This window comes from Cytobacillus sp. FSL R7-0680 (assembly GCF_038009245.1).
Taxonomy (GTDB): Bacteria; Bacillota; Bacilli; order Bacillales; family Cytobacillaceae; genus Cytobacillus; species Cytobacillus kochii.
Genome location: NZ_JBBPAO010000001.1, coordinates 1,371,272 through 1,394,674, shown reverse-complemented (window position 1 = coordinate 1,394,674; position 23,403 = coordinate 1,371,272). Strand labels below are relative to the sequence as shown.

25 protein-coding genes are annotated in these 23,403 nt (G+C 35.1%); 18 read left to right on the top strand and 7 right to left on the bottom strand.

Annotation, left to right across the window (positions count from 1 at the left end):
* Nucleotides 1-8: 8 nt before the first annotated feature.
* Nucleotides 9-923, bottom strand: coding sequence for a cytochrome aa3 quinol oxidase subunit II (gene qoxA, locus MKY26_RS06985; RefSeq protein ID WP_341094233.1), 915 nt, complete (start codon nucleotides 921-923; stop codon nucleotides 9-11).
* 869 nt (nucleotides 924-1,792) lie between these two features.
* On the opposite strand from qoxA, the gene MKY26_RS06980 reads away from it, so the two are divergent.
* Nucleotides 1,793-2,122, top strand: a complete 330-nt coding sequence (locus tag MKY26_RS06980; protein WP_095373126.1) for a DUF3889 domain-containing protein — start codon at nucleotides 1,793-1,795, stop codon at nucleotides 2,120-2,122.
* Here MKY26_RS06980 and MKY26_RS06975 read toward each other — a convergent pair.
* Nucleotides 2,119-2,310, bottom strand: coding sequence for a small, acid-soluble spore protein, H family (locus MKY26_RS06975; protein ID WP_095373127.1), 192 nt, complete (start codon nucleotides 2,308-2,310; stop codon nucleotides 2,119-2,121). The two genes, MKY26_RS06980 and MKY26_RS06975, sit on opposite strands and share 4 nt — an antisense overlap.
* Before the next feature lie 436 nt (nucleotides 2,311-2,746).
* Here MKY26_RS06975 and MKY26_RS06970 point away from each other — a divergent pair, with 436 nt between their 5' ends.
* Both MKY26_RS06970 and odhB read left to right on the top strand, forming a co-directional pair.
* A complete protein-coding gene (locus MKY26_RS06970; RefSeq protein WP_095373128.1) occupies nucleotides 2,747-5,581 on the top strand; it encodes a 2-oxoglutarate dehydrogenase E1 component in 2,835 nt (944 codons plus the stop codon).
* A gap of 16 nt (nucleotides 5,582-5,597) precedes the next feature.
* Nucleotides 5,598-6,845 carry a 2-oxoglutarate dehydrogenase complex dihydrolipoyllysine-residue succinyltransferase gene (odhB, locus tag MKY26_RS06965; protein ID WP_095373129.1) on the top strand — a complete coding sequence of 416 codons (1,248 nt, stop codon included), beginning with the start codon at nucleotides 5,598-5,600 and terminating at the stop codon, nucleotides 6,843-6,845.
* A 685-nt stretch (nucleotides 6,846-7,530) separates the two neighbouring features.
* Here odhB and sda read toward each other — a convergent pair.
* Entirely contained in the window at nucleotides 7,531-7,662 is a 132-nt protein-coding gene (sda, locus tag MKY26_RS06960; protein WP_095373130.1) for a sporulation histidine kinase inhibitor Sda, read from the bottom strand.
* Nucleotides 7,663-7,919: 257 nt separating this feature from the next.
* On the opposite strand from sda, the gene MKY26_RS06955 reads away from it, so the two are divergent.
* The 7 genes from MKY26_RS06955 (at nucleotide 7,920) to MKY26_RS06925 (ending at nucleotide 13,255) form a co-directional block, all read left to right on the top strand.
* Nucleotides 7,920-8,663 (top strand): VOC family protein, encoded by a 744-nt coding sequence (locus MKY26_RS06955; protein WP_341094210.1) that lies wholly within the window; start codon nucleotides 7,920-7,922, stop codon nucleotides 8,661-8,663.
* 15 nt (nucleotides 8,664-8,678) lie between these two features.
* Nucleotides 8,679-9,182 (top strand): GNAT family N-acetyltransferase, encoded by a 504-nt coding sequence (locus MKY26_RS06950; protein ID WP_095373132.1) that lies wholly within the window; start codon nucleotides 8,679-8,681, stop codon nucleotides 9,180-9,182.
* A gap of 25 nt (nucleotides 9,183-9,207) precedes the next feature.
* Complete coding sequence (locus tag MKY26_RS06945; RefSeq protein WP_328198042.1) at nucleotides 9,208-9,678, top strand: GNAT family N-acetyltransferase; 471 nt, start codon at nucleotides 9,208-9,210, stop codon at nucleotides 9,676-9,678.
* A 241-nt stretch (nucleotides 9,679-9,919) separates the two neighbouring features.
* Nucleotides 9,920-11,563: an AMP-binding protein gene (locus MKY26_RS06940; protein ID WP_322909434.1), complete on the top strand. Its 1,644-nt coding sequence runs from the start codon at nucleotides 9,920-9,922 to the stop codon at nucleotides 11,561-11,563.
* Nucleotides 11,564-11,805: 242 nt separating this feature from the next.
* Entirely contained in the window at nucleotides 11,806-12,675 is an 870-nt protein-coding gene (locus MKY26_RS06935; RefSeq protein ID WP_307313644.1) for a gamma-glutamylcyclotransferase, read from the top strand.
* Nucleotides 12,676-12,747: 72 nt separating this feature from the next.
* The gene (locus MKY26_RS06930; RefSeq protein ID WP_095373135.1) at nucleotides 12,748-12,936 is read left to right on the top strand and encodes a hypothetical protein; all 189 of its coding nucleotides are present in this window, start codon (nucleotides 12,748-12,750) and stop codon (nucleotides 12,934-12,936) included.
* 115 nt (nucleotides 12,937-13,051) lie between these two features.
* Entirely contained in the window at nucleotides 13,052-13,255 is a 204-nt protein-coding gene (locus MKY26_RS06925; RefSeq protein WP_095373136.1) for a DUF6501 family protein, read from the top strand.
* 256 nt (nucleotides 13,256-13,511) lie between these two features.
* Here the strand turns inward: MKY26_RS06925 and MKY26_RS06920 are convergent, their stop codons facing one another.
* Complete coding sequence (locus MKY26_RS06920; RefSeq protein WP_095373137.1) at nucleotides 13,512-14,054, bottom strand: YhcN/YlaJ family sporulation lipoprotein; 543 nt, start codon at nucleotides 14,052-14,054, stop codon at nucleotides 13,512-13,514.
* A 95-nt stretch (nucleotides 14,055-14,149) separates the two neighbouring features.
* On the opposite strand from MKY26_RS06920, the gene crcB (MKY26_RS06915) reads away from it, so the two are divergent.
* The 3 genes from crcB (MKY26_RS06915) to MKY26_RS06905 all read left to right on the top strand — a co-directional run bounded on the left by crcB (MKY26_RS06915) (nucleotide 14,150) and on the right by MKY26_RS06905 (nucleotide 15,909).
* Complete coding sequence (gene crcB / locus MKY26_RS06915) at nucleotides 14,150-14,533, top strand: fluoride efflux transporter CrcB (RefSeq protein WP_341055750.1); 384 nt, start codon at nucleotides 14,150-14,152, stop codon at nucleotides 14,531-14,533.
* The gene (gene crcB / locus MKY26_RS06910) at nucleotides 14,526-14,876 is read left to right on the top strand and encodes a fluoride efflux transporter CrcB (protein WP_341055748.1); all 351 of its coding nucleotides are present in this window, start codon (nucleotides 14,526-14,528) and stop codon (nucleotides 14,874-14,876) included. The genes crcB (MKY26_RS06915) and crcB (MKY26_RS06910) overlap by 8 nt, the downstream gene beginning before the upstream one ends.
* A gap of 103 nt (nucleotides 14,877-14,979) precedes the next feature.
* Nucleotides 14,980-15,909, top strand: a complete 930-nt coding sequence (locus MKY26_RS06905) for a lysylphosphatidylglycerol synthase domain-containing protein (protein ID WP_307313650.1) — start codon at nucleotides 14,980-14,982, stop codon at nucleotides 15,907-15,909.
* A gap of 304 nt (nucleotides 15,910-16,213) precedes the next feature.
* Here the strand turns inward: MKY26_RS06905 and MKY26_RS06900 are convergent, their stop codons facing one another.
* Nucleotides 16,214-16,807: a biotin transporter BioY gene (locus MKY26_RS06900; protein WP_341094169.1), complete on the bottom strand. Its 594-nt coding sequence runs from the start codon at nucleotides 16,805-16,807 to the stop codon at nucleotides 16,214-16,216.
* A 95-nt stretch (nucleotides 16,808-16,902) separates the two neighbouring features.
* Complete coding sequence (locus MKY26_RS06895) at nucleotides 16,903-17,394, bottom strand: DinB family protein (RefSeq protein ID WP_341094167.1); 492 nt, start codon at nucleotides 17,392-17,394, stop codon at nucleotides 16,903-16,905.
* A gap of 156 nt (nucleotides 17,395-17,550) precedes the next feature.
* On the opposite strand from MKY26_RS06895, the gene MKY26_RS06890 reads away from it, so the two are divergent.
* From MKY26_RS06890 to nadE, 4 genes are read left to right on the top strand one after another with little or no spacing between them, the layout of a single operon-like run.
* A complete protein-coding gene (locus tag MKY26_RS06890) occupies nucleotides 17,551-18,306 on the top strand; it encodes an NUDIX hydrolase (protein WP_341094163.1) in 756 nt (251 codons plus the stop codon).
* Nucleotides 18,307-18,320: 14 nt separating this feature from the next.
* The gene (locus MKY26_RS06885; RefSeq protein WP_095373141.1) at nucleotides 18,321-18,863 is read left to right on the top strand and encodes a cysteine hydrolase family protein; all 543 of its coding nucleotides are present in this window, start codon (nucleotides 18,321-18,323) and stop codon (nucleotides 18,861-18,863) included.
* A gap of 22 nt (nucleotides 18,864-18,885) precedes the next feature.
* Nucleotides 18,886-20,361, top strand: coding sequence for a nicotinate phosphoribosyltransferase (locus MKY26_RS06880; RefSeq protein WP_095373142.1), 1,476 nt, complete (start codon nucleotides 18,886-18,888; stop codon nucleotides 20,359-20,361).
* A gap of 17 nt (nucleotides 20,362-20,378) precedes the next feature.
* Nucleotides 20,379-21,200, top strand: coding sequence for an ammonia-dependent NAD(+) synthetase (gene nadE, locus MKY26_RS06875; RefSeq protein WP_341098672.1), 822 nt, complete (start codon nucleotides 20,379-20,381; stop codon nucleotides 21,198-21,200).
* 349 nt (nucleotides 21,201-21,549) lie between these two features.
* Here nadE and MKY26_RS06870 read toward each other — a convergent pair whose 3' ends face one another.
* On the bottom strand, nucleotides 21,550-22,149 hold the full coding sequence (locus tag MKY26_RS06870; protein ID WP_095373144.1) for an undecaprenyl-diphosphatase: 600 nt from the start codon (nucleotides 22,147-22,149) through the stop codon (nucleotides 21,550-21,552).
* A gap of 372 nt (nucleotides 22,150-22,521) precedes the next feature.
* On the opposite strand from MKY26_RS06870, the gene safA reads away from it, so the two are divergent.
* Nucleotides 22,522-23,088, top strand: coding sequence for a SafA/ExsA family spore coat assembly protein (gene safA / locus MKY26_RS06865; protein WP_445293137.1), 567 nt, complete (start codon nucleotides 22,522-22,524; stop codon nucleotides 23,086-23,088).
* Nucleotides 23,089-23,403: the final 315 nt, after the last annotated feature.

The window sequence follows — 23,403 nt, the reverse complement described above, 5'->3', positions numbered from 1 at the left end:
TCATCTAATTAATGGCTACTGTGGTCAGTGTGACCTTCGTGCTCATCATGATTTTCATGATTTTCTTCTGAATCTTCATCATTTGATTGATGATGTTCATGCCCTTCAGGTGCTGGGCTAAACTCTAAATGAGTGCCAGTAAAGGTCATCTTACCTAAGTGACCTGGCTCTAGTAACTCTTCAAATTTATCTTCAGTAATTGGATCAGCTGTTTGATGAACTTCATCTACCCATTCCTCAAATTCAACTGGAGACATTGCTGTTACATCAAACGTATTTTCAGCAAAACCTTTTCCGCTGAAGTTTGCATTTCTACCCATGAATTCACCAGGATGATCAGCAGCTAAATGTAATGTTGTTACCATATCGGCCATTGCATATTTCTGTCCGCCAAGTTGTGGAATCCAGAAGCTGGTAATTGGACCGAATGAGTAAAGTTTAAATTCAAGTGCTCGATCTGTAGGTATATATAAGTAATTTACTGTTTCAATATCTTCTTCAGGATAGCTGAAGTGCCATTTCCAGTTAGATGATGATGCATATACAACTAATGGCTCCTTATCTTCATACCCTGGTGGTGTTGCTTCAACTTTATAGTTACTTTGGACAGAAACAAATGATAGATAAGCAACAATTAGTACAGGTATTCCGACACAAACTGCCTCCACCCATTTATTTCCCTCGATGTGAGGTGGTTCATAATCTTTTCCTTGTTTAGATGAACGAAATTTAATGAGCATATATGCAAGCATTGCAAAAACTACAATAACAATACCAGACATTAACCATATGGACATCATAATATCGTTAGCCTGGACTTCGGCCTGTGGACCTTTAGGATTTAGAACAGTAAGTGGTTCACACCCAGCAAGTACAGCGGCAATGGCAACTATAGCCAATAAAAGAGCCCTTTTCAATTTCATTGATGTACCCCTTTCTATCTTTCTAAAAATCTATTGTTTTATTTGAACGTGAATATCACGCCTGTAACCCTATGTTAGTATCATAAATGGTTAAAAACAATTGAATGTGATAGGTGTCACAAAATGTTCATGAACAAATGATGAATTTGGTCACAAAATGTTCATGAAACTGAAAGTAAAAAGAAAAAATAATATTATTTAAATACTCTATTTTAAGAAAAAACTGAAAAATGAATATTGCATCGTTCAATAAATTTTAAAGGTTGCTTCTTTATTTATTATATTAATATAAATGATGTTGTGTATTTGACTAACAGTACCCACAAAAAAAGTGTGAAGTCTTCGAATGGTTTTGAAACGGATGAAAAAAGAGGAGGGTTATCTTGTTAAAGAAATTTGATATTGATCAATTTTTAGACGGTGTATATAACCCGACTGATGATATTCATCATTTAATAGAAATAATTGAAATAGATGATTTACTTGAGAGAACAAAATAGGCCTTTATGTCTTCCACTTTTTGTTTTAGATGTTGTACGATTACTTTTATTAAAATAATCATATCTAAAACTAATCAAATGAAATAATAATGAACATTTTCTTATATTTTTTAAAGGCTATGTTGACATTTACGATATAAGGGTTAATGGAACAATAGATAAAGAAAAGCGGGCAAGTTTTAACCATTAACTTGCCCGCTTTTCTTTATCTATTGATATTTACTTTTGCACTAGCAAGTTTTGCTTTGAATTTTTCTTTCATTATATAACCCATTTCCCAAAAAAACTTTCATAAAGAATAAACATTGAAAAGATAGTAAAACTATAAATATTTCCATCAAAAAATAAAAGTGAAGAGGTGAGGAGAAAATGGAGAAAAGAGTGTTTCTCTCAATTGTCATAGTGTTGTTTAGCTATATATTTATTTCAAGCCCTCAAACAAGCTTTGCCGTTTATGATGCACCTTCTTATGCGAAATGGGGTAAAGAAGCGATGATGATCGCAAAGGAAAAATATCCATCAGCAGATATTGTTGATTATCAGCATCTTGGAAAAGAAGTAAAGGATGAGACAGAAATAGAAAAGTTTAAACTTTGGATGCGTCAACAGGAGATAGAATATGGGCTCTATGTGTTTATTGAATATGATAAAGATTCGGAGAAAATCGTCCGTATTTTAACGAAAAAAACGGACCGTTAACGTATTGTATTTTCTTCTATTAATTGTGCGAGTGGAACAACTTGATTCTTATCTACGTTGTTTCTTTCGCACACCCTTGCCATTTTAGTTAATTCATAGAGATCGACAATGACGATATTTACGCCATCGAAAGTTACTTCATATTCGTTTTGACTTTTTAGTAGTTCCCTCGCTCTAGCTAAATCCATAAGTTCACATCCTCTCTCGTAGTATTTTATTCAGTTTGAATATTTAGTGCACAATTCTACCAATAATAAGGCTTTTGATATATACTTAAATAGGCAAACGGTTTAGAAGTTGAATGATTATCAACTTGTAGACGTTAGTTCATCTTTCCAATTTATTACACTAATAGGCGTGATATAGGAATTAAATTAATTCACTTTTTTAATATAAGTATTTTTTCTAAAAATATTAGCTGTATTTTCGTGATTTTCTCTTTTTTCCCTTTGTATATGCGCCTTTAACGTGGTAAAATGGCTTAGGAAACATTTCGTCCTCTGGAAATTAACATTATTCGGAATTTTAATATACGAAATAATATTGTTACTATCCTAGAATGGATATGGGGCGGAAATAAATTATCCAAATATATTTAAAAAAGAGTTGTGGAGGTAATTTTCCATGAAGAAGCCTTCAGAGGGTAGCGGACCTTTAGAACAAAGTTTTTATGGTCCTAACCTTGGCTATGTAATCGAGCTTTATGAGATGTATTTAGAAAATCCAGAATCAGTTGACCAAGAAATGAGAGAGTATTTTGAGGTTAATGGTTCACCATTGCAACAAACAGGGGTAGCTCCTGTAAGTTTAGGAGCAGAAAGCACTGGCGTAAGTCCAGCACAAATTGAAAAAACTTTATCAGCTATTCGTCTTGCCGATTTTATTCGTTCAAACGGACATAAAGCTGCTGATATTTATCCCCTAGTTAATAGGGAAGAAAAGAATGTTGCTATTTTTGATTTAAGTAATTATGGATTAACAGAAGCAGATTTACGTGCAATACCAGCTCATCTTATATGTACAGATGCGAATATTCCGTTAAGAGATGGATTAGAAGCATTTGAATACTTAAAAAATGCTTATATGGATACGTTAGCATTTGAGTTCACTCATGTTGACAATTTAGAAGAAAAGGATTGGCTTCGTCGCAAGGTTGAAACAAATAGCCTTAAACTTAACTTGCAAAAACCTGAAAAAGCGAAAGTGTACAAAAGATTAACGGAAGTAGAAGAGTTTGAAAAATTCTTACACCGTACTTTCGTCGGTCAAAAACGCTTCTCTATTGAAGGTTTAGATACGATGGTACCAATGTTAGATGAAATTGTATCAGGTTCAGTGGCGAATGGCACAAAAACAATAAATATTGGAATGGCACACCGCGGACGTTTAAATGTGCTTGCTCATGTACTTGGTAAGCCTTATGAGATGATATTCGCGGAATTTCAGCATGCGCCGAACAAAGATCTTGTCCCATCTGAAGGTTCTATTGGTATCAGCTATGGATGGACAGGCGATGTAAAATACCATCTGGGATTAGACAAACAAATCAAGGCTGAAAATACAACAGTTGCAAACTTAACACTCGCGAACAACCCAAGCCATTTAGAGTTCGTTGGTCCTGTAGTTGAAGGATATACAAGAGCGGCTCAAGATAAACGTACTACTGGTGGTTTCCCAGAAGTTAATTACGACGAAGCACTTTCCATCATTATTCACGGAGACGCTGCTTTTCCAGGGCAAGGTGTTGTCGCTGAAACATTAAATCTTGGTCAATTAAATGGCTATAATACTGGTGGTTCCATCCATATTATTGCTAATAACACGATTGGCTTTACAACAGAATCTTATGATTCTAGATCGACTAGATATGCAAGTGATTTAGCCAAAGGCTATGAGGTTCCAATCGTGCATGTAAATGCAGATGATCCCGAAGCAGTCATCAATGCCGCTAAATTAGCTATTGAATATAGAGATAAATTCCATAAAGATTTCTTAATTGACTTAATTGGGTATCGCCGCTTTGGTCACAATGAAATGGACGAGCCGATGACCACAAACCCAGCGATGTATAATATTATCCATAAAAGACCAACGATTAAAGAGCTTTATGGTGAGAAATTAAAAAAAGATCAATACTTATCAGAAGAAGAGGTTACTGCTATTCATTCGGAAGTAGCTGAAAAACTTCAGCAAGCTTACGATAAAGTGCCGGATAAACAAGAAGATGCAACTGAATTAAATCCACCTGAGACAGTGGAAAATGGTATACCAAGCATTCAAACTGCTGTGCCATTAGAGTCTTTACAGCAATTGAATGAAGAACTTCTAAAATGGCCGGAAGAATATAAAGTCTTTAGAAAGCTAAGTAAAATATTACAACGTCGTAAAAATGGACTAGAAGAGGTTGGGAAAATTGATTGGGGTCACGCTGAAACATTAGCATTCGCTTCAATTATTTCAGATGGAACGCCGGTAAGACTTACAGGTCAAGATTCAGAGCGTGGAACATTTGCCCATAGAAATATCATGTTACATGATGAAGTGACAGGTAAATCGTTCTCACCTTTACATCAAATCTCAACAGCTAAAGCTTCATTTGCTGTTCATAATAGCCCGTTGTCAGAAATGGCTGTTCTAGGCTTTGAATATGGTTATAATGTGTCAGCTCCAGAAACTTTAGTTCTTTGGGAAGCACAGTTTGGTGACTTTGCGAACTCTGCACAAGTTATGTTTGATCAATTCATTTCTGCTGGTCGCGCGAAATGGGGACAAAAATCTGGTCTAGTAATGCTTCTTCCACATGGATATGAAGGACAAGGTCCAGAGCATTCAAGTGCAAGATTAGAAAGATTCCTGCAGCTGGCAGCTGAAAACAATTGGACAGTAGCTAACCTTTCTTCAGCAGCACAGTACTTCCATATTTTAAGAAGACAAGCAGCGATTTTGAATCAGGAAGAAGTAAGACCATTGGTCATAATGTCACCTAAGAGTCTTTTACGTAACCCTACAGTTGCTGCAACTGCTAAAGATTTATCAGAAGGACAGTTTAACTCGATTCTCGAGCAATCTGGCCTTGGTGAGAAAAAAGAGCAAGTGAAAAGAATTGTTTTCACATCAGGAAAAATGGCTATTGATTTAGAAGATAAATTAAAAGATATTGAAGATAAAGAGTGGTTCCATATTGTACGTGTAGAAGAGATTTATCCGTTCCCATTTGCTGACATTACGGAAGTAGTAAAACGTTATCCAAATCTTGAAGAAATGATCTGGGTGCAAGAGGAACCGAAGAATATGGGCGCATGGAATTTTGTTGAACCAAGGTTAAAACATATTGCCCCTGACGGAGTAGAGGTAAATTATATCGGTAGACGCCGCCGCTCAAGCACAGCAGAAGGCGATCCAGTCGTGCATAAAAAAGAGCAGCAGAGAATTATTGAAGAATCTTTAACACGTAAGTAATAAGGAGGAAATTATTGTGGCAGATATTAAAGTTCCTGAATTAGCAGAATCAATTACAGAAGGTACGGTCGCTCAGTGGCTAAAACAACCTGGTGATACAGTCAATAAAGGTGATTATGTTGTTGAGCTTGAAACAGACAAAGTAAATGTAGAAATCATTTCTGAATATAGTGGTGTACTTGCAGAATTAAAAGCAGAAGAAGGAGACACTGTGAATGTAGGGGATACCATCGCAGTTGTAAGTGAAGGTGGAGAAGCTCCTGCTCCTAAAGCAGAAGAGAAAAAAGAGGAAGCACCTCAAGAGGTTAAAGAAGAAGCGAAACCAGCTGATTCCAAACCAGCGGAAGATAATAAACAACGCACAATTGCTTCACCGGCAGCTAGAAAAATGGCGCGTGAAAAAGGAATCGATTTAAGTGAAGTTCCAACAACAGATCCTATGGGAAGAGTACGTTCACAAGATGTTGCGAACTACGATCCAAATCAAGCGACACAAGCAGCGCAGCCACAAGCTGCATCTAAGCCAGCTCCTAAGCCAGCAGCAACTGATGCCAATAGTGAAAAACCAGTAGAACGCATCCGTATGAGCCGTCGTCGTCAAACAATTGCGAAAAGACTTGTAGAAGTTCAACAAACATCTGCTATGTTAACAACATTCAATGAAATTGATATGACAAATGTAATGAACTTACGTAAAAAACGTAAAGATAAATTCCAAGAAGAAAATGATGTTAAACTTGGGTTTATGTCTTTCTTCACAAAAGCGGTTGTCGCAGCACTTAAACGTAGCCCGTTATTAAACGCTGAAATTGACGGCGACCAACTAGTTCTTAAAAAATTCTATGACATTGGTATCGCTGTTTCAACAGATGAAGGTTTAGTAGTTCCAGTTGTTAGAGATGCTGACCGTAAAAACTTTGCAGAAATTGAAAAGGATATTATGGGCCTTGGTAAAAAAGCAAGAGATAATAAACTAGCTATTTCTGACTTACAAGGTGGAACATTTACTATTACTAATGGTGGTGTGTTTGGTTCATTATTATCAACACCAATCCTTAATGGACCACAAGTAGGTATCCTAGGGATGCATTCTATCCAAACTCGTCCAGTAGCTATTGATGCTGAAAGAATGGAAAACCGCCCAATGATGTATGTTGCACTTTCTTATGACCACCGTATTGTTGATGGTAAAGAAGCAGTAACATTCCTTAAACGTGTGAAAGAATTAATTGAAGACCCTGAGTCTTTATTATTTGAAGCTTAATTTAAAATAAAAAATAAACTAATACTCAAAAGGGTTTAAAGCGAGGAAGTGAAGCGATTTATTGTTCACTTCCTCGCTTTTTGTTGTAAGTCACCCTTGGTTGAAGCCTTCATCTGAATCTCGACGGGTATTGTAAAAGGGGAATATCCCTCTATAAGAGAAGAAATCAAAGCTTTGATCCTGTCACAAAAGGAAGAATCACAGCCCTTTAGCAGTAAAACAAGATTGGTGATGGTAACAAATAATATTCACATTTTCCTATATCATTCTTCAACATGCTACTCACACCTTTTATTGTTGCATTAAAAAAAAGATCATGTATTCTTCACTATTAATCATAATTTCAAGCACTATAGGAAATAGTAAGGGATATGTACTTGATAAAAAGATTTTTAGATATGTAAAAATGTTGCGTGAAGGAAACTTTATTGATAAAATGCATATTATGATAGAAAAGCAGGAGTGATTACTATGAGAGGAAGGAAAAATAGGATATTGAAATATTCCGTACTGTTCAAAAAGCTAGGTGTTATTTCTGATATGGACTATAAACAGATACTACAAAATAATGAAATTCAAACCACTAAGGAAATAAAGCAAAGATAATTAAAATGAGATGGATATCTTCCGCGTCACCGAAAGGATAAAAATAAAAAGGCGAGCAAATATTTGCTCGCCTTATGCTTTACTCTTTAAATGGTTTTAATCCCCGTTTTTGAATTTCATCTTTAAGTATCCGAATCCATTCCTTTTCAGAACCTGACTTTAATGCATCACGATACGAGACGACCAACTGTTCATTACTCATTATCTTCATTTGATACATACCTCCTAGGTAAAGGATTGAATATTCTTTTATTTATTGTAAACGTTATCCCCTGTTTTGAAAAGGAGAAATGTATAAAAATTTTAATTGTTAAGGAAATGTAAAATGTTTATAAAGGACACACAATTCATTTAAGAAGTAAAAGTTGAGTGAAAAACATTCATAGATAAGTAGAAAAGTTATGGTAAACTAATCTTAGCTAAGGTAAAGTTGGATGAATTTTCTTTTGATGAAAGGGGTATCCTTCAATGCAACTTGATCATATCGTTCATTTTATTAAACGAAATCCGCAAGAGATTATCGATTACTTATCTGTTAGGAATATAAAAGCGGTTCAGGGTGGTAGGCATGAAAAATGGGGAACATATAATAGTTTATTGTACTTAAACTCATCTTATATAGAATTTTTAGCAATAGAAAATAAAGCGACTGCTATGCAATCAGATAACCCTTTAGTACAACAAGCTGTACAGGATTTAGCTACTTTTGAGGGGTTAGGTCAAGTATGTTTTCGCACAGAAAATATTGAAGCGTTAAAGCAAGAATTAAATGAAAAGGGATATAAAACCTATCCGATCTTTCCTGGTGAACGGATGAGGGCAGATGGGCAAATGATTAAATGGAAGATGCTATTTTTGCAAGCAAAACGAGAAGTGCCTTTTCCTTTTTTTATTCAATGGGAACAAGATGACCATACGAGATATGAAGAATTCAAATCATTAGGTATGATAGATCAACAACTTATCCATACAAAAATAAAGGACATTAAGTATATTGTAGAGTCACCTGAAGAAACAGCTGCAGAATGGCGTGAGTTGTTTCAAGGAAAACAACACGGTACAAACGTTATGATTGCAGACGTATCCTTTGAGTTTGCAGCATATAACAAAAAATACGCTAATAAGAACCGTCCCGTTCATATCACATTACAACCTTTTTTGAACAACGAGGAAACAATACAACTCTTTGGCTCTTCTTATCATTCGTTATAGAAAGAGGGGTGTCATATGCACATATATGAAACGAAACGAATGTCATTCTTTGTATTTAAAAAAGAGTATATTAAGCAAATGAATGAAATTTGGGGCAATCAGGAAGTGATGGCCAGAAGTGGAGGAGCAGTTGCTTCCGTTAAGATTCCTAAAATCGTCAAATGGTATGAAGACTGTCATAAAGAGTACGGCCTATCGGTATATAGTTTAAAAGATAAGAAAAACAATGAAGTTATTGGAGCGGCTGGGTTTAATATTGATGCATCAGTAAAACGAATTGAATTAATTGCCCATTTCAGAAAATCGTATTGGCATAAAGGCTATGCGACAGAAGCTATCACAGGTTGTATCAAATTAGCTAAAAGGCATAAAAAAGTAAAATATATTCAAGCCTCATGTGATCCAAAAAACGAAGCATCCATAAGAATTATGGAAAAATTAGGGTTTACGTTATTAGGAAAAGAGTGGTTTGAAGACACTCGCCAAGAAGAACTTGTATATGAGTTGAAATTATTTTAATAACGATAAACTGGAGGAAAATGATATGGAAACTACTACGTTTAATAAAGTAAAAGAATACGAGGCAGTCATCCTCAGTTCTTGGACATATCCATCTCCTTACGATTTTTATAATCACGCTCAAACAGAAGACAGTAAACAAGAGTGGCTAACGGGAAACTACTTTTGTATATATAAACAGGAAGAAATGATTGGTTTTTTTTGTTACGGTGAATCAGCAAGAGTACCGGTGAATAGCAGTCATCTATATATAGATGATTGCATTGATATTGGCATAGGGATGAGACCGGATTTAACAGGAAAGGGATTGGGAAGCAGTTTTTTAACCACGATCCTTATGGAAATAGAAGGGCTCTTCCCAAGCACCCCAATAAGGTTAACAGTGGCTTCCTTTAATCAACGAGCCATCCATCTCTATGAAAAACTCGGTTTTAGAATTCAACACCATTTTCAAAGAAAAAGTACAAACTTTTATATAATGGTAAGAAAAAAATAAAGGAAATTATACGAGAAGGTTCGAATATATAAATATTCGAGCTTTTTTATTTTTATTAGAATAAATCTACATTTGTTTTTAACTGTTGGACATAAAGCACCATCGGAATATGAAAATTTAGAAACTTGGGTTGGTTTATTTTGAAATTGACTTTAAAATGATAAGGACTAAAATAATACATTCAAAATTCGCATAAAAAAAATGAAAGCGTTTCAATTTTAATTTTCTGAGGAGGAAAAAAATGTCTGAATTATTAAATATAACGATTGGCGATTTATTAGAAAAAAGAGCAGAAGAAAATCCTAATCATGAAGCATTAGTCTATGCAGATAGAGGTTTGAGGTACACATATCATAGCTTTAATGAGTATTGTCGTACAGTTGCTAAAGGTTTTATGAAGCTCGGCTTAGAAAAAGGAGAACATGTAGCGATTTGGGCTTCTAATACACCTGAATGGGTAAGTGCTCAGTTTGCAACAGGTAAAATCGGATCTGTGTTAGTAACTGTCAATACGAATTATCAAGCCGCTGAACTTGAATACCTATTACAACAATCTGATGCTACCACTATTATTTTAATGGAAAAATACCGCGACCAATCATATATTGATATTCTCTATAAAATCGCACCAGAATTAAAAACATCGCAGCCGGGCCAGTTAAAATGTAGCAAGCTTCCCTTTTTAAAAAACGTCATCGTGTTAGGAGAGAAGCGCTTTGCTGGCACCTACAGTTGGGAAGATGTTGTAGCTCTTGGTGAAGGATGTAGTGATGAGAGTTTAAATGAGCGTTTGCTTTCACTTCAGCCGGATGATGTGATTAACATGCAGTATACCTCAGGAACAACTGGATTTCCGAAAGGCGTTATGCTCACACATAGTAATGTCGTGAATAACGCATTAAATATTGCCGCTTGTATGAAGCTCACAAAAGATGATCGACTATGTATTCCTGTACCATTCTTCCATTGCTTTGGTTGTGTCATAGGCACCTTGGCTTGTGTGTCAGTTGGAGCAACGATGGTACCTGTACAGGAATTTCAACCTGATACCGTTTTACAAACGGTTGAACAAGAGAAATGTACGGCCCTTCATGGAGTGCCAACAATGTTTATAGCTGAAATCAATAGCAAAAATTTCACAAAATATAATTTACAATCATTGCGAACAGGTGTGATGGCTGGTTCCAATTGTCCGATTGAAGTAATGAAGGCTGTTATTGAAAAAATGGGTATTGAAGAGATTACAATTTGTTATGGCCAAACGGAATCTTCACCAGTTATTACACAAACACGCACTGATGATCCTATTAATTTACGCGTGGAATCAGTTGGTCGAGCATTGCCAGAAGTTGAAGTGAAAATTGTTGAACCTGGGACAGCACATGAAGTGCCAATTGGTACTCAAGGGGAACTATGCACAAAAGGATATCATGTTATGAAAGGTTATTATAACAATCCCGAAGCGACAGAACAAGCTATCGACAAAGAGGGATGGTTGCACACTGGGGATTTAGCTATTATGGATGAGAATGGTTATTGTAAAATAACAGGTCGCCTGAAAGATATGATTATAAGAGGGGGAGAAAACGTATACCCTAGAGAAATTGAAGAATTTCTCTATAGTCATCCAGATATTTTAGATGTTCAAGTTGTAGGTGTTCCTGATGAGATATACGGTGAAGAGGTAATGGCATGGATTATTTTAAGAGACTATGCCAACATTACGGCTGAAGAAGTTAAAGAATATTGTAAAGGCAGAATATCCAAGCATAAAATACCTAAACATATTACTTTTACGAAAGAATATCCAATGACTGCTTCTGGTAAAATACAAAAATTCAAATTAAAGGAACAAGCGATTCAATCTATTACTGCACAGAAATGATGAGTGAAAAGAAGAAATCAAATATAAAAAGTGGAGAGTAAAGAACAAGAGACAAGGCAAATCGTTTGCCTTGTCTCTTATTCACCCAAATGCTTAGCTTTATTGGATATTGGTGATATTTAGTTAAGGTAAAAATATGGTAAAAAATTGTTAATATGGAGGGAATCACTTTCGAATTGTTGAATATTGTAGGAGGAGGAAGAATAAGTATATTACTATAGTGACAATAAAGGAGCGCATTTATGGGTATGGCAACGATTCACCTCTTTGTGTATGGCACATTACGAAAAAATGAGATCCATCATGATTATTTAACTGAAGCTCGTTTAGTGGCCGAACAAGCTTGGATAAATGGAGTCATGTTTGATACGGGTGATGGTTATCCGAGAGTCGAATTATCAGATAAACTAGCTGAAAAAGTATATGGAGAATTATACGTTTTAAGTGCCGAACATTTAGAGGCAATTGATGTTTTAGAAGGGTATGTAAAAGATGACAAGCATTCATTATCTGTAAGAAAAAAAGTACACGTATATACGGATCAGGGAGTGCGACAAGGTTTTATTTATGTTTCCCCCGCTGAAGGTCTACAGCAAGATGCAATTAAAGTTTCAGACTGGAAGGTATACAATCTGCAAATGAATTCCCCAAAGACATTTTACTATTTTGCATATGGGTCTTGTATGGATACTGAAAGATTTATGAAAGCTGGAGTTGGCCATTTTTTTAAAAATGTCGTCGGTATAGGTGTATTAAAAGGCTATCAAATGGGCTATTATTTCTATGCACCTGATGGGAATCGAGCGGACATCATTGAAGGTTCTGGTGAAACAGAAGGTATTGTTTATCAATTACCGATAGAAGCAATAGATTATTTATTCCAAAGAGAAGGAGTCACTGTTGGTCACTATCGACCGACTTTTGTTAATTTGACAATTGAAGGGGAAATATATAAAGATGTGTTAACCTTCCATGTTTATGATAAAAATCCCCAGTCTTCACCACCATCCTTTTATGCGAGGGAGATTTTGCGTGCAGCTGAAGGGAGACTCAGTTATAAATATGTTCAGCATTTAAAAGAAGAGATAAATAAGCTTGGAGTCGTGAATTAAACAAAGAAGTTTACTATAAGCTACTTTGGTGGTATATAACAATGTCACCAAAGATGAAAGAAGGTCGTCTAAATGAAACAATTGACGAAAACATGCTTCTTTGAGATTGTTTATGATAAGCAACATTATCAATACTTGGAAATGATTAGAGTCGATTATATTTGTGATATACTATATATAACATTTAAAGATTTTTTCACAAGTGAAATGTATACTTTTGAAAAGGAAAAAATTTCTTTTTTACAAAAAGTATTTCTATAAAAACACATTTCAAATAAGTATTTACCATCCTAAATAGAAAAAAATCACTATACAGCTTGCAGAACACATTTAATTTTTTTACACTGTATAAGAGAACACATAAGGAGTGGCAAAAATGATTCATCAAACATGGCATGAAAGTGACACGTTAAAAAAGGTAAAATGTGTACATACGAATGCAGCAAAATATATTGTTAATCGTGCTTTAACTGAAGGAAAAATCTATGATGTGAAAAATGAAACAGAAGAGTTTTTCTTCATTGTTGACAACTCTGGTAAAGTTAGTGGTTTTTATAAAGACTATTTTAAAGAAGTTTAAGGCAAAAAGCTGTCAGATTGACTGACAGCTTTTTCATGTGCAATAAAATAGCTAAGTTCATAATATATGTAAAATGTACCTTTGAGAATTCTTGCAGGTGATGAAAGAGCTGGGACCATAGAGGAAAGCATTGAACCGAATTTTTATCATTACTTGAATGGATGGGAATAGGTTTTTTTATGATTAATACTTACAAAATCTGTTATGTATAATTAGGACTGATAGGGATATTCCCTACCAGACCATAAATTGACCATTATTCATGATTAGGAAACATTCGTTTCACTGTTTCACTAAATTCATCGAAGAAGCCTTCAATTGGTTTTCCATTGCGAACATCTTTTGCATATGTGTCCACACGGTTGTAGAAATCAGGGTTTACTGATACATAGACATCATCAATGTTCTGGTCAGTTGATTTTACTTGATCAGCGATTTTCTTTTCTAGATCTTGTGTTAATTCATTACCATTCGCTAAGGTTGCTGCCACATAGGCATTGTCGCCAGTAAGTAAAACCCGTGCTCTTTTAACTTCGTCCATTTGTGTAATATTATCTGCTGTTTTATCGGCAAACCTCATTGAATGTTGTGTTCCATCATAATCGACATTACGAGTATGAATATTGTTGTCAATACTTGGTCTATCATTGTTACCATTTCTTTCATATCCAACTTTTGCGGGGTCATGCATATCTGGTGCTCTATAAGCAGTGTCGTTCGTATCTTGTCCATTATTCATGCCACAAGCTGTTAATAGTAGAGAACTTGAAAGAGCAACAGCAATGATTGTACCTTTCATCTTTTAACATCCTTTCTTTTTTTCTTTCACTGTTAGCTTGGCTCATTTAATCGATAGTATGCATAAACAATTTTTTTGAAGCAAGGAGGTAAAGGATGAAGTATCTATATATTGGAATTGGCGGGATGATAGGTGCAAGCATGAGGTTTGCTATCACAATTGTCATCGGACAGTTTTGGCAGAGTGCATTTCCTTTAGATATTTTGATAATTAATGTGTTTGGTGCCTTTATTCTCGGTTATTTATCGTCCATCACATTACCGATTGATCCTAATCTTAAACAAGCAATCACTGTAGGGGTAATTGGATCATTTACCACATTATCGACTGTTAGTGCGGATACGGTTTTATTAGTTGAAAATGGATTTATCATTCAAGCTTTTGTATATATCGTATTTAATATCGCACTAGGTTTAGTGATGGCCTATCTTGGTATTGTTTTTGGTAAACGTAAAGAGGTGAGGGGAACAAATGAGTGAAATACTTTATGTGATGATAGGTGGATTTTTTGGTGCAATAGCCCGTTTCTCCTTATCAACGTTGATAAATAGCAAAACCAACTCACTCTTTCCCTATGGAACGGTTATCGTTAATTTACTTGGTTGTTTCTTAATGGGTGTGGTTGTTCACTTTCTACATTGGGAAAATGTATCAGCTTTACTTGTAGTTGGTTTTTTGGGGGCATTTACAACTTTTTCATCTGTTCAGTTGGAGATGGTGGAATTAATTGTGAAGAAACAAAAGATGGCATTTTTATATTTTTTTGTTACTTATATAGGCGGGATAGCCCTTTTCATGTTAGGCTTAATAATGTTTCCATAAATCGGTTGTTCATTTATGGACAAGTATTGAATACATATTTAATAGGATCGAAACAAAAGGGGAATGAAAATGGTTGTAAAAGTAGTGAATAAGGTGAATTATCGTGTCAATTTTTTCTAATCAAAAATTAATTCAAATAGTAAAATATGTTATGCCATGTATTATTTTGCTCATTGTAATAATGGAAGCAAATAAATTTTTTAAAGATTTCAACTGGGCTTTACTTGAGCATTATTTGGATGAGCTTTCATTTTGGCGGATTTTTTTCATTATTATTCTAGGATTAATTTGTTTGTCTCCAATGTTTTTTTATGATGTTATTTTAAATCGATTACTGCAGGTTAAAATTCCGATGCAAAAACTGTTAGGGTATTCGTTATCTGCAAATGCTTACTCAAACTTAATTGGGTTTGGCGGGGTAGCCGGCGCAACATTAAGAACGGTTTATTACCGCCCCTACTTAGACAATAATATCCCATATATTAAGGTAATCGCTAAACTGTCATTATTTTATCTTTGTGGTTTATCCATCTTGTCTTGGATTGTATTATTCAATGGATCTGAACTTTTCTCAGAGTTAAGATTAGCTCATCTTGCTATTTGGATTGTTGCGCTTTATACCCCTCTACTACTTTTTGTCTATTTTATTAAAAGAAAACTGCAAAGTTTGCCTATCAAGAGGGAGTTTATAACGGAACTATTAATGATCTCTGTGTTTGAATGGATATTTGTCGTTATTTGTATTTGGGGTATTTTAAATATAGTCGGTGTCAATTTTTCTTTATTTTCTGTTTTCCCAATTGTCATTGTAGCTGCTTGTGCTGGCATAATAAGTATGTTACCGGGGGGAATTGGTTCGTTTGATTTAGTTATTCTAATCGGTTTTGAATCTCACGGAATACCTGCAGAATTAACATTTATGGTTTTAATGTTTTATCGCCTTAGCTATTACTTTATTCCTGCGGTAGTTGGTACACCGGTTGTTTTGACTACTATTTGTGGACATTTAAAAACAAAAAATTTTTTCAGCTAAGGATGAAATAATAAAAAATCGACTATTTAGATTTAAACTGCATGCATACTGGAATGTGGGCAAATATATAAAGTTGGTTAGACTAGAGATAAGAGGGCTTAAAAAGGGCGGTGTTAATCAATCATATTAAATGTGATTGTGGAGATAGAAAAAAATCAAAGAGAAAGTAGTAAGCTTAGGAGTGAGAAATGGACTAAGACCAGTGTCAGTTTAAATCCAATGTATATATAGAGGGAATGTAAGATTATAATATTGAAAAGTAAAATGCGCACACAATTTAGATGTATGCGCATTCGTTCACTTTTTAAAAAGAGGCTCTTTTATCGACTGCCTTAGTTGATAATTGATTCGTAAAAAGTAATCGAGCACTAATGAGTCGTTTTCTAACTAGCAATCCAATCCATGCTGCCATCAACGCTTTAATAAAACCACCGATAATAAATGGAGCGAACCCTGACAGAAATGCTGCGGTCCAACTTAAGTCAGCCATCCACTTTAACCACGCCGTTCCAATAATTAACGTAATAAACATACCTATGATATTTGCTGTAAGCGCATGTGCAAATGTGAATTTTGTTTTCTCAAGGTATTTAGCCATAATCCATACTACTGGTATATAGCTAATTAAATAGCCACCAGTCGGTCCGACAATAACTGAGAAACCTGCAGAAAACTCTGCAAAAACGGGCACGCCAGCACATCCTAAGGCTAAATATAAGAGTACGGAAAAAGTGCCATATTTCGACCCTAAAATGACGGCTGCTAATCCAATGGCTAATGTTTGTCCAGTAATTGGGACAAGTGGCAAAGGGATAATTAATTGTGCCATAATCCCAATAATAGCTGCGAATAATGCTGTCGTAAGGAGCGATCTTAATCGTAATTGTTCTTTCGTCAATTCTTTCACCTCATTTATAATGTTAACCTTATGTATAATATAGTTTACATTATAATTTGGAGGGTTTTTTATGTCAACTATGTTTTGTTTTTGGTTTACTTATTTATCGTGCTTTTATATATTCTTTTAATTGTTTCTAAATGCATCCCTTCATGAAAGGTAGAAAAAAGGATACATTCGCCAACTGTTTGAAAAGTAATCCCCATTTTATTGGTGAATGGGGTTGGCAAGGTTTTAGTAAATTTGTTTTTGGTAACGGAAATGACTCTCTCTGTCTGTTCTTGTAATACACCTTTGATTTCTAAAATAGATGGCGGATTCCCTTGCCAAAGATGTGGTGCAGTACCTGCAGCAAAAAATGTTTCATACTCACTTCCAATCCCCATTCGCTCTCCTGTTAGTTCAAATACAAGTCTCTCCTGTATATAAGCGATATGACCGAAATTCCAGTGAATATTATTATTAAATCCTTTTGGTACAGTCGAAATGAATGCTGGATTTATTTTATCAAGTGATTGGATTGTTAATAAACGTACTGTTTGTATATGATTCGAGACGTTTTCAATCATGGTTTCTTTCCTTTCCAAAAAAGTATTATTCCTCCTCTCATATATTCTTTAGGAAAAAAGAAAACTCCTGCAATCAAATAAATCATTAGAGTTGAAGTTTCTTTAAAGTAGGGTAAAATATAATTAACAATTATCAAGTTGTTAATTAATTCATGGTGGTGGGGCAATTACCTTATGACTAAAAAATATCGAACACCAGATGGCTATACAGCAGATATTGCTGTTTTTACCATCGTAACAGAAGAATCTAAACCATTTACTCCACCCGATATGAGCTTAAACCTTTTGTTAATTGAAAGAGCTAAGTGGAATAAAGAAGGGGAGTTAAACACAGAGGGAGGGAAATGGGCGCTGCCAGGCGGCTTTGTTGGCGTTCATGAAAACGCCTTACAAGCAGCTGTTAGGGAATTAAAAGAGGAAACTGGGATTGATTGTGTGCATATGAAGCATTTTGGTATATACGATGAACCCGGTCGTGATAATAGAGGTTGGATCATATCCAATGCGCATTATGCAATTATCTCTGAGGAAGACTTAAGGGAAATGAATGCAAATGATGACGCATCTGCCGTTAAATTAGTGAATATTCATGATGTCCTGCAATTAGAACTTGCATTTGATCACCGACAAATTATTTGTGATGCATTGAGCGTAATAAAAAGAGAGCTGTTACAAACAACAGCTGCAAAAAATTTATTACAAGATGAATTTACATATTCAGAATTACAAGCCGTATTATCAACAGTTACAAAAGATCCCGCTATACTAAATGAGCAAGCATTTGCTAGAAAAATTAAATCCCTTCCTTTTATAGAAAAGGTTGAGGGTAAAACCACGCAAAGAACGTCAAAAAAAGCAACGCAATTATATAGGTTTAATGAAGTCGAAGTAGTGAAACCTATATATACAGGTCGATACCAAGAAAGATAACGGGGGAGATACTAGTGGCAAGGGCTTTGATTAATATCGATTATACCAATGATTTTGTTAACGGAGCATTACCTTGTGGGGAACCGGCAATTGCTATTGAAGATGAAATTGTACGAATAACAGCTGATTTTATCAAAAATGGTGATTTAACGATCTTGGCTATCGATAGACACGAAAAAAATGATCATTTTCATCCTGAAACAAGGCTATACCCGCCTCATAATATAAACGGCACAGTAGGTAGAGAGCTATATGGTAATTTAAAACAAGTTTATGAGGAAAATAAGGGTTTAGAGCATGTAAAGTGGTTAGATAAAACAAGGTACAGTGCATTCTGCGGGACGAATTTAGAACTTTTACTAAGAGAACGAAACATTAACGAATTGCATTTAGTTGGCGTTTGTACAGATATATGTGTGTTACACACTGCTGTAGATGCCTATAACAAAGGGTTTTCAATGGTTGTCTATGAAAGAGCTACAGCAAGTTTTAACGAAATAGGTCATAAATGGGCACTCGAACATTTTAGTGGTTCTCTGAATGCAATAGTTAAATAACGAAAAAGGGGTATAAAATAGTATGAACAAGCCATATCCAGATGACAGCATGGCATTACACACAGACTTATATCAAATTAATATGGCACAAACCTATTGGCAAGATGGTATCCATGATAGAAAAGCGGTTTTTGATATTTATTTTAGGAAACTACCTTTTGGGAATGGCTATGGCGTGTTCGCTGGTCTTGAGCGCATCATTGATTACCTGCAAGGGTTCGAATTTTCTAAAAGTGATATTGCTTATTTGCGAGATGAATTACACTATCCAGAAGCGTTTCTTGATTATTTAGCGGATTTGCGTTTTACAGGTAATATTCGTTCAATGATTGAAGGAGAGCTTGTTTTTGCCAACGAACCAATTGTACGAATTGAAGCACCGCTTGCTCAAGCGCAATTAATAGAAACAGCATTATTAAATATCATCAACTTCCAAACATTAATTGCTACGAAAGCTGCACGGATTATGGAAGTGTTAGATGATGGTGTGGCAATGGAGTTCGGTTCCCGAAGAGCCCAAGAAATGGATGCCGGTGTTTGGGGAGCAAGAGCAGCTGTAATTGGCGGGTTTGGGGCTACGTCAAATACGCGTGCTGGTAAAATGTTTAATATCCCAGTAGCTGGGACACATGCTCACTCACTTGTACAAGCATATAAAAATGAATATATCGCTTTTCATAAATATGCACAAACACATAAAGATTGTACCTTCCTTGTTGATACATACGATACGCTTCGTTCTGGTGTACCAACGGCTATTAAGGTAGCAAAAGAGTTAGGTGATCGTATTAATTTTGTCGGTATTCGAATTGATAGCGGGGACTTAGCTTATTTATCTAAAGAAGCTAGAAAAATGTTAGATGAAGCTGGATTTACTAACACAAAAATTGTTGCTTCTAACGATTTAGATGAATATACAATTATGAATCTTAAAGCACAAGGTGCCAAAATTGATTCTTGGGGTATTGGGACAAAGTTGATTACAGGTTATGACCAACCTGCACTGGGTGCTGTGTATAAAATGGTGTCTATAGAAAATGAAGCTGGGGAAATGGAAGATACAATTAAAATTAGTGGGAATCCAGAAAAAGTAACAACCCCAGGTTTGAAACGTGTTTATCGAATTATAAATAGGGAAAATCACAAATCAGAGGGTGATTATATCGCGCTTGAGAGTGAAAATCCTAAAGAAGAAGAACGTTTAAAAATGTTCCACCCTGTCCACACCTATATTAGTAAGTTTGTCACCAATTTCGAAGCGAAAGACTTACATCAGGACATTTTTAGTGATGGAAAATTAGTTTATGAAAAGCCTAGTCTTCAAGAGATACAAGGATATGTGAAAGAAAACCTATCTCTATTATGGCATGAGTATAGAAGGTCATTAAATCCGGAAGAATATCCTGTAGATTTAAGTCCAAATTGCTGGAATAACAAAATAGAACTGATTGATTCAATAAAGAAAAAAATTAAAGATAGCCTAAATGCTAAAGCTTGATGAAAGGATGAGGAATGATGTCCATACAAGATAAGATTCGCGCTGCTTTAAATGTCAAATCATTGATTGATCCGAAAGAAGAGATCATTGAACGAATCAATTTTTTAAAAAATTATGTCAAGCAGGCTCGTGCAAAAGGATTTGTATTGGGTATAAGTGGTGGTCAAGATTCTTCACTAGCCGGACGATTAGCACAGATAGCAGTAGAAGAATTACGGGCGGAAGGATATGAAGCCAAGTTCGTGGCGATTCGATTACCATACGGAGAACAGCATGATGAAGATGACGCACAAAAAGCATTGCGATTTATTCAACCGGATGAAACATATGTTTATAATGTGAAATCACCAGTCGATGAGATTCAAAAAGTATATAATGAAGTGGCCGATATTGCTGAGCTAAAAGATTTCCATAAAGGGAATGTGAAAGCAAGAACACGTATGATTGCCCAATATATTTTCGGTGGAGAAATGGGTCTTTTAGTAATTGGTACGGACCACGCTGCAGAAGCAGTTACAGGATTTTATACAAAGTACGGTGATGGAGGAGCAGACTTATTGCCACTAGCAGGCTTATCTAAGCGACAAGGTAAAGCTCTATTAAAAGAACTAGGTGCAGAAGAGAGCATCTATATGAAAGTACCGACAGCAGATTTACTTGATCAAACACCAGGACAAGCTGATGAGACAGAACTAGGAATTACTTATGATGAGCTTGATGACTATTTAGAAGGAAAAGAAGTCAGTGCGGAAGCTGCAAAGAAAATTGAGCAAAGGTATATCATAACGGAACATAAAAGACAAATGCCAGCATCTATGCATGACGATTGGTGGAAATAATCTTGTAGGCAGACTGCTAGTTGGCAGTCTGTTTTTTTAACAGGTAAGTGTAATTAACCAACATGATTAGGGGGATAACCAATCTACTGAATTTAAAAGCTAATAAACAACTAAATAAGTAGACAGTGTTAACATATCACGAAGATAAAACGAAGGTAAAAGTCGGGCCAAAACGGTTTGCGTTACTTCAAATAGAAAACCTGAATGAATACCGAGTATAAGTCGTTTTCACCGAATCATTGTGCATTTTCGCTAAATTATTGAGCAAATGCTACATAATCTCCCCTTATTTTTGTTCAATAACAGAAAGGAAAAAAAAGAATGGATCTAAAAAAGATCCATCCCGCTTCTATCGATTTACATGTCTACCTTTATTTTTTCTTGGCCATACTTTTTCTTCTATTTTTTCGTATACTTCTAAAAGTGTCGTGAACAATTGCATTCTACCTATAAGGTTATACATGATAATCGCACAAATGATGGCAATGAGTGCCCCTGTTATCACATCAAATGGATAATGAACACCAACCCATATTCGTGAGATACCTACTAATACAGAAAGAATGGGCCACAATACATTTTTCTTATTAAATAACCAAAAGACGATACAAAATGAAAAGAATAATATCGTATGATCACTTGGAAAAGAATTATTTGCCGTTTTATCTATAAGCTGATTGACATTATCCAATTCGACAAAAGGTTGGTAGTTAAAGTGAAGTTTGCTAACAACGAACTTACCAATAATTTCAGCTAAAATAAATGTGAATCCTGCCGTCATCACCATATAGCGATGTTTTGTTTTACGTGTAAACCAATACATCAAAGTTATTAAGGCTAATAATATTACGGTATATTCGGCAATAAAAACAATTATTGGGTTCAAATCTGGATATTCAAAGCCTAGGTCATTTATTCCTCTAAATAAACTAATATTGATTTCGTTCATCTCTCAATACCTTTCTATTCTATCAGTTTCTAGTGTCATTACTCCATTATAATCATTTTTCCTATTGCTGTCATCTGATTCTAACAAGTAACTAACATTATCATAAGAATAGACGAGAATAAAGGCAAATTCCCTACACCATTGTTCAATAAAATTTTTAATGACGTAAAAAAGTAAATTCAGAGCAGATTTCAAATTTATAGGTAATGATTTTTCCTGCATTACCTTTCATTTACTATCTAAGCTTCTTTTACCCAATGTAGGCAACAATTACCGCTATAATAGTTTAATAGATTTTGGTTTAATATGAATATGAAAAAAATAACTAAATACTTATCATTATTTTTGTTAACTGTTACTCTTGTCTTTGGAATGAAAAATATAGCAAGTGCTCAAACCATACATACAGTGCAATCCGGAGATACAATGTGGAAAATAGCGGTGAAGTATCAAGTAGGGGTGCAAGAGATTATTCAAGCTAATAAACAAATTGGGAATCCCAACCTAATTTACCCTGGTCAAACAGTTCAAATTCCATCCACTGCTCAAGCAACAATATCAATGGAATCTCAAGTCGTTCAGCTTGTAAACGAAGAGCGCGCTAAAGTGGGTTTAAAACCATTAAAAGAAAATTGGGAGCTCGCGCGAGTGGCACGCTTTAAATCTCAAGACATGATCGATCATCGTTACTTTAGTCATCAATCTCCTATATATGGCACTCCTTTTCAAATGATAAAAGATTTTGGTCTAACATACAATGCAGCAGGGGAAAACATTGCAGCTGGCCAAACAAGTGCACAAGCTGTTGTAACAGCATGGATGAATAGCGATGGACACCGTAAAAATATCTTATCTAGTCAGTTCACTGAGATTGGTGTTGGTTATGTTAAAGGTGGTTCTCACGGTCATTATTGGACACAAATGTTTATTTCAAAATAATAATATAGAAGGAAATTCTACTGTCGTACGAGTTACGGCAGTTTTTTTATGAAGCATATTGCGATTACCGAATTGTGTTTTTTAAGGCTATGTTTTAGCGCTCTTTAACTAGTTTACTGTATTGAATTTATTATCGAATAAATTCTTGAAAACAGAATACTGGTAAAAATAATAAAGGCTATGTATCTCTTTTGCAGGTTTGATAAGTTCGTTGGAGAAGAAACCCAATCATAGATACGATAGCACCAAAAAGAAAAACCATATCTTTAGACACCTTTGTCCCTCCTGAAAATTAAATTATAAGAAAATAGAATC

Bases quoted from the DNA above. Each gene is read 5' to 3' on its own strand.
- MKY26_RS06930 (WP_095373135.1), top strand. From the start codon at position 12,748: ATGAAACAATTGACGAAAACATGCTTCTTTGAGATTGTTTATGATAAG.
- MKY26_RS06980 (WP_095373126.1), top strand. From the start codon at position 1,793: ATGGAGAAAAGAGTGTTTCTCTCAATTGTCATAGTGTTGTTTAGCTAT.
- crcB (WP_341055748.1), top strand. From the start codon at position 14,526: ATGAGTGAAATACTTTATGTGATGATAGGTGGATTTTTTGGTGCAATA.
- safA (WP_445293137.1), top strand. From the start codon at position 22,522: ATGAAAAATATAGCAAGTGCTCAAACCATACATACAGTGCAATCCGGA.
- MKY26_RS06890 (WP_341094163.1), top strand. From the start codon at position 17,551: ATGACTAAAAAATATCGAACACCAGATGGCTATACAGCAGATATTGCT.
- MKY26_RS06970 (WP_095373128.1), top strand. From the start codon at position 2,747: ATGAAGAAGCCTTCAGAGGGTAGCGGACCTTTAGAACAAAGTTTTTAT.
- MKY26_RS06955 (WP_341094210.1), top strand. From the start codon at position 7,920: ATGCAACTTGATCATATCGTTCATTTTATTAAACGAAATCCGCAAGAG.
- MKY26_RS06935 (WP_307313644.1), top strand. From the start codon at position 11,806: ATGGGTATGGCAACGATTCACCTCTTTGTGTATGGCACATTACGAAAA.
- MKY26_RS06975 (WP_095373127.1), bottom strand. From the start codon at position 2,310: ATGGATTTAGCTAGAGCGAGGGAACTACTAAAAAGTCAAAACGAATAT.
- MKY26_RS06925 (WP_095373136.1), top strand. From the start codon at position 13,052: ATGATTCATCAAACATGGCATGAAAGTGACACGTTAAAAAAGGTAAAA.
- crcB (WP_341055750.1), top strand. From the start codon at position 14,150: ATGAAGTATCTATATATTGGAATTGGCGGGATGATAGGTGCAAGCATG.
- nadE (WP_341098672.1), top strand. From the start codon at position 20,379: ATGTCCATACAAGATAAGATTCGCGCTGCTTTAAATGTCAAATCATTG.
- MKY26_RS06945 (WP_328198042.1), top strand. From the start codon at position 9,208: ATGGAAACTACTACGTTTAATAAAGTAAAAGAATACGAGGCAGTCATC.
- qoxA (WP_341094233.1), bottom strand. From the start codon at position 923: ATGAAATTGAAAAGGGCTCTTTTATTGGCTATAGTTGCCATTGCCGCT.
- MKY26_RS06950 (WP_095373132.1), top strand. From the start codon at position 8,679: ATGCACATATATGAAACGAAACGAATGTCATTCTTTGTATTTAAAAAA.
- MKY26_RS06880 (WP_095373142.1), top strand. From the start codon at position 18,886: ATGAACAAGCCATATCCAGATGACAGCATGGCATTACACACAGACTTA.
- sda (WP_095373130.1), bottom strand. From the start codon at position 7,662: ATGAAGATAATGAGTAATGAACAGTTGGTCGTCTCGTATCGTGATGCA.
- MKY26_RS06920 (WP_095373137.1), bottom strand. From the start codon at position 14,054: ATGAAAGGTACAATCATTGCTGTTGCTCTTTCAAGTTCTCTACTATTA.
- MKY26_RS06870 (WP_095373144.1), bottom strand. From the start codon at position 22,149: ATGAACGAAATCAATATTAGTTTATTTAGAGGAATAAATGACCTAGGC.
- MKY26_RS06940 (WP_322909434.1), top strand. From the start codon at position 9,920: ATGTCTGAATTATTAAATATAACGATTGGCGATTTATTAGAAAAAAGA.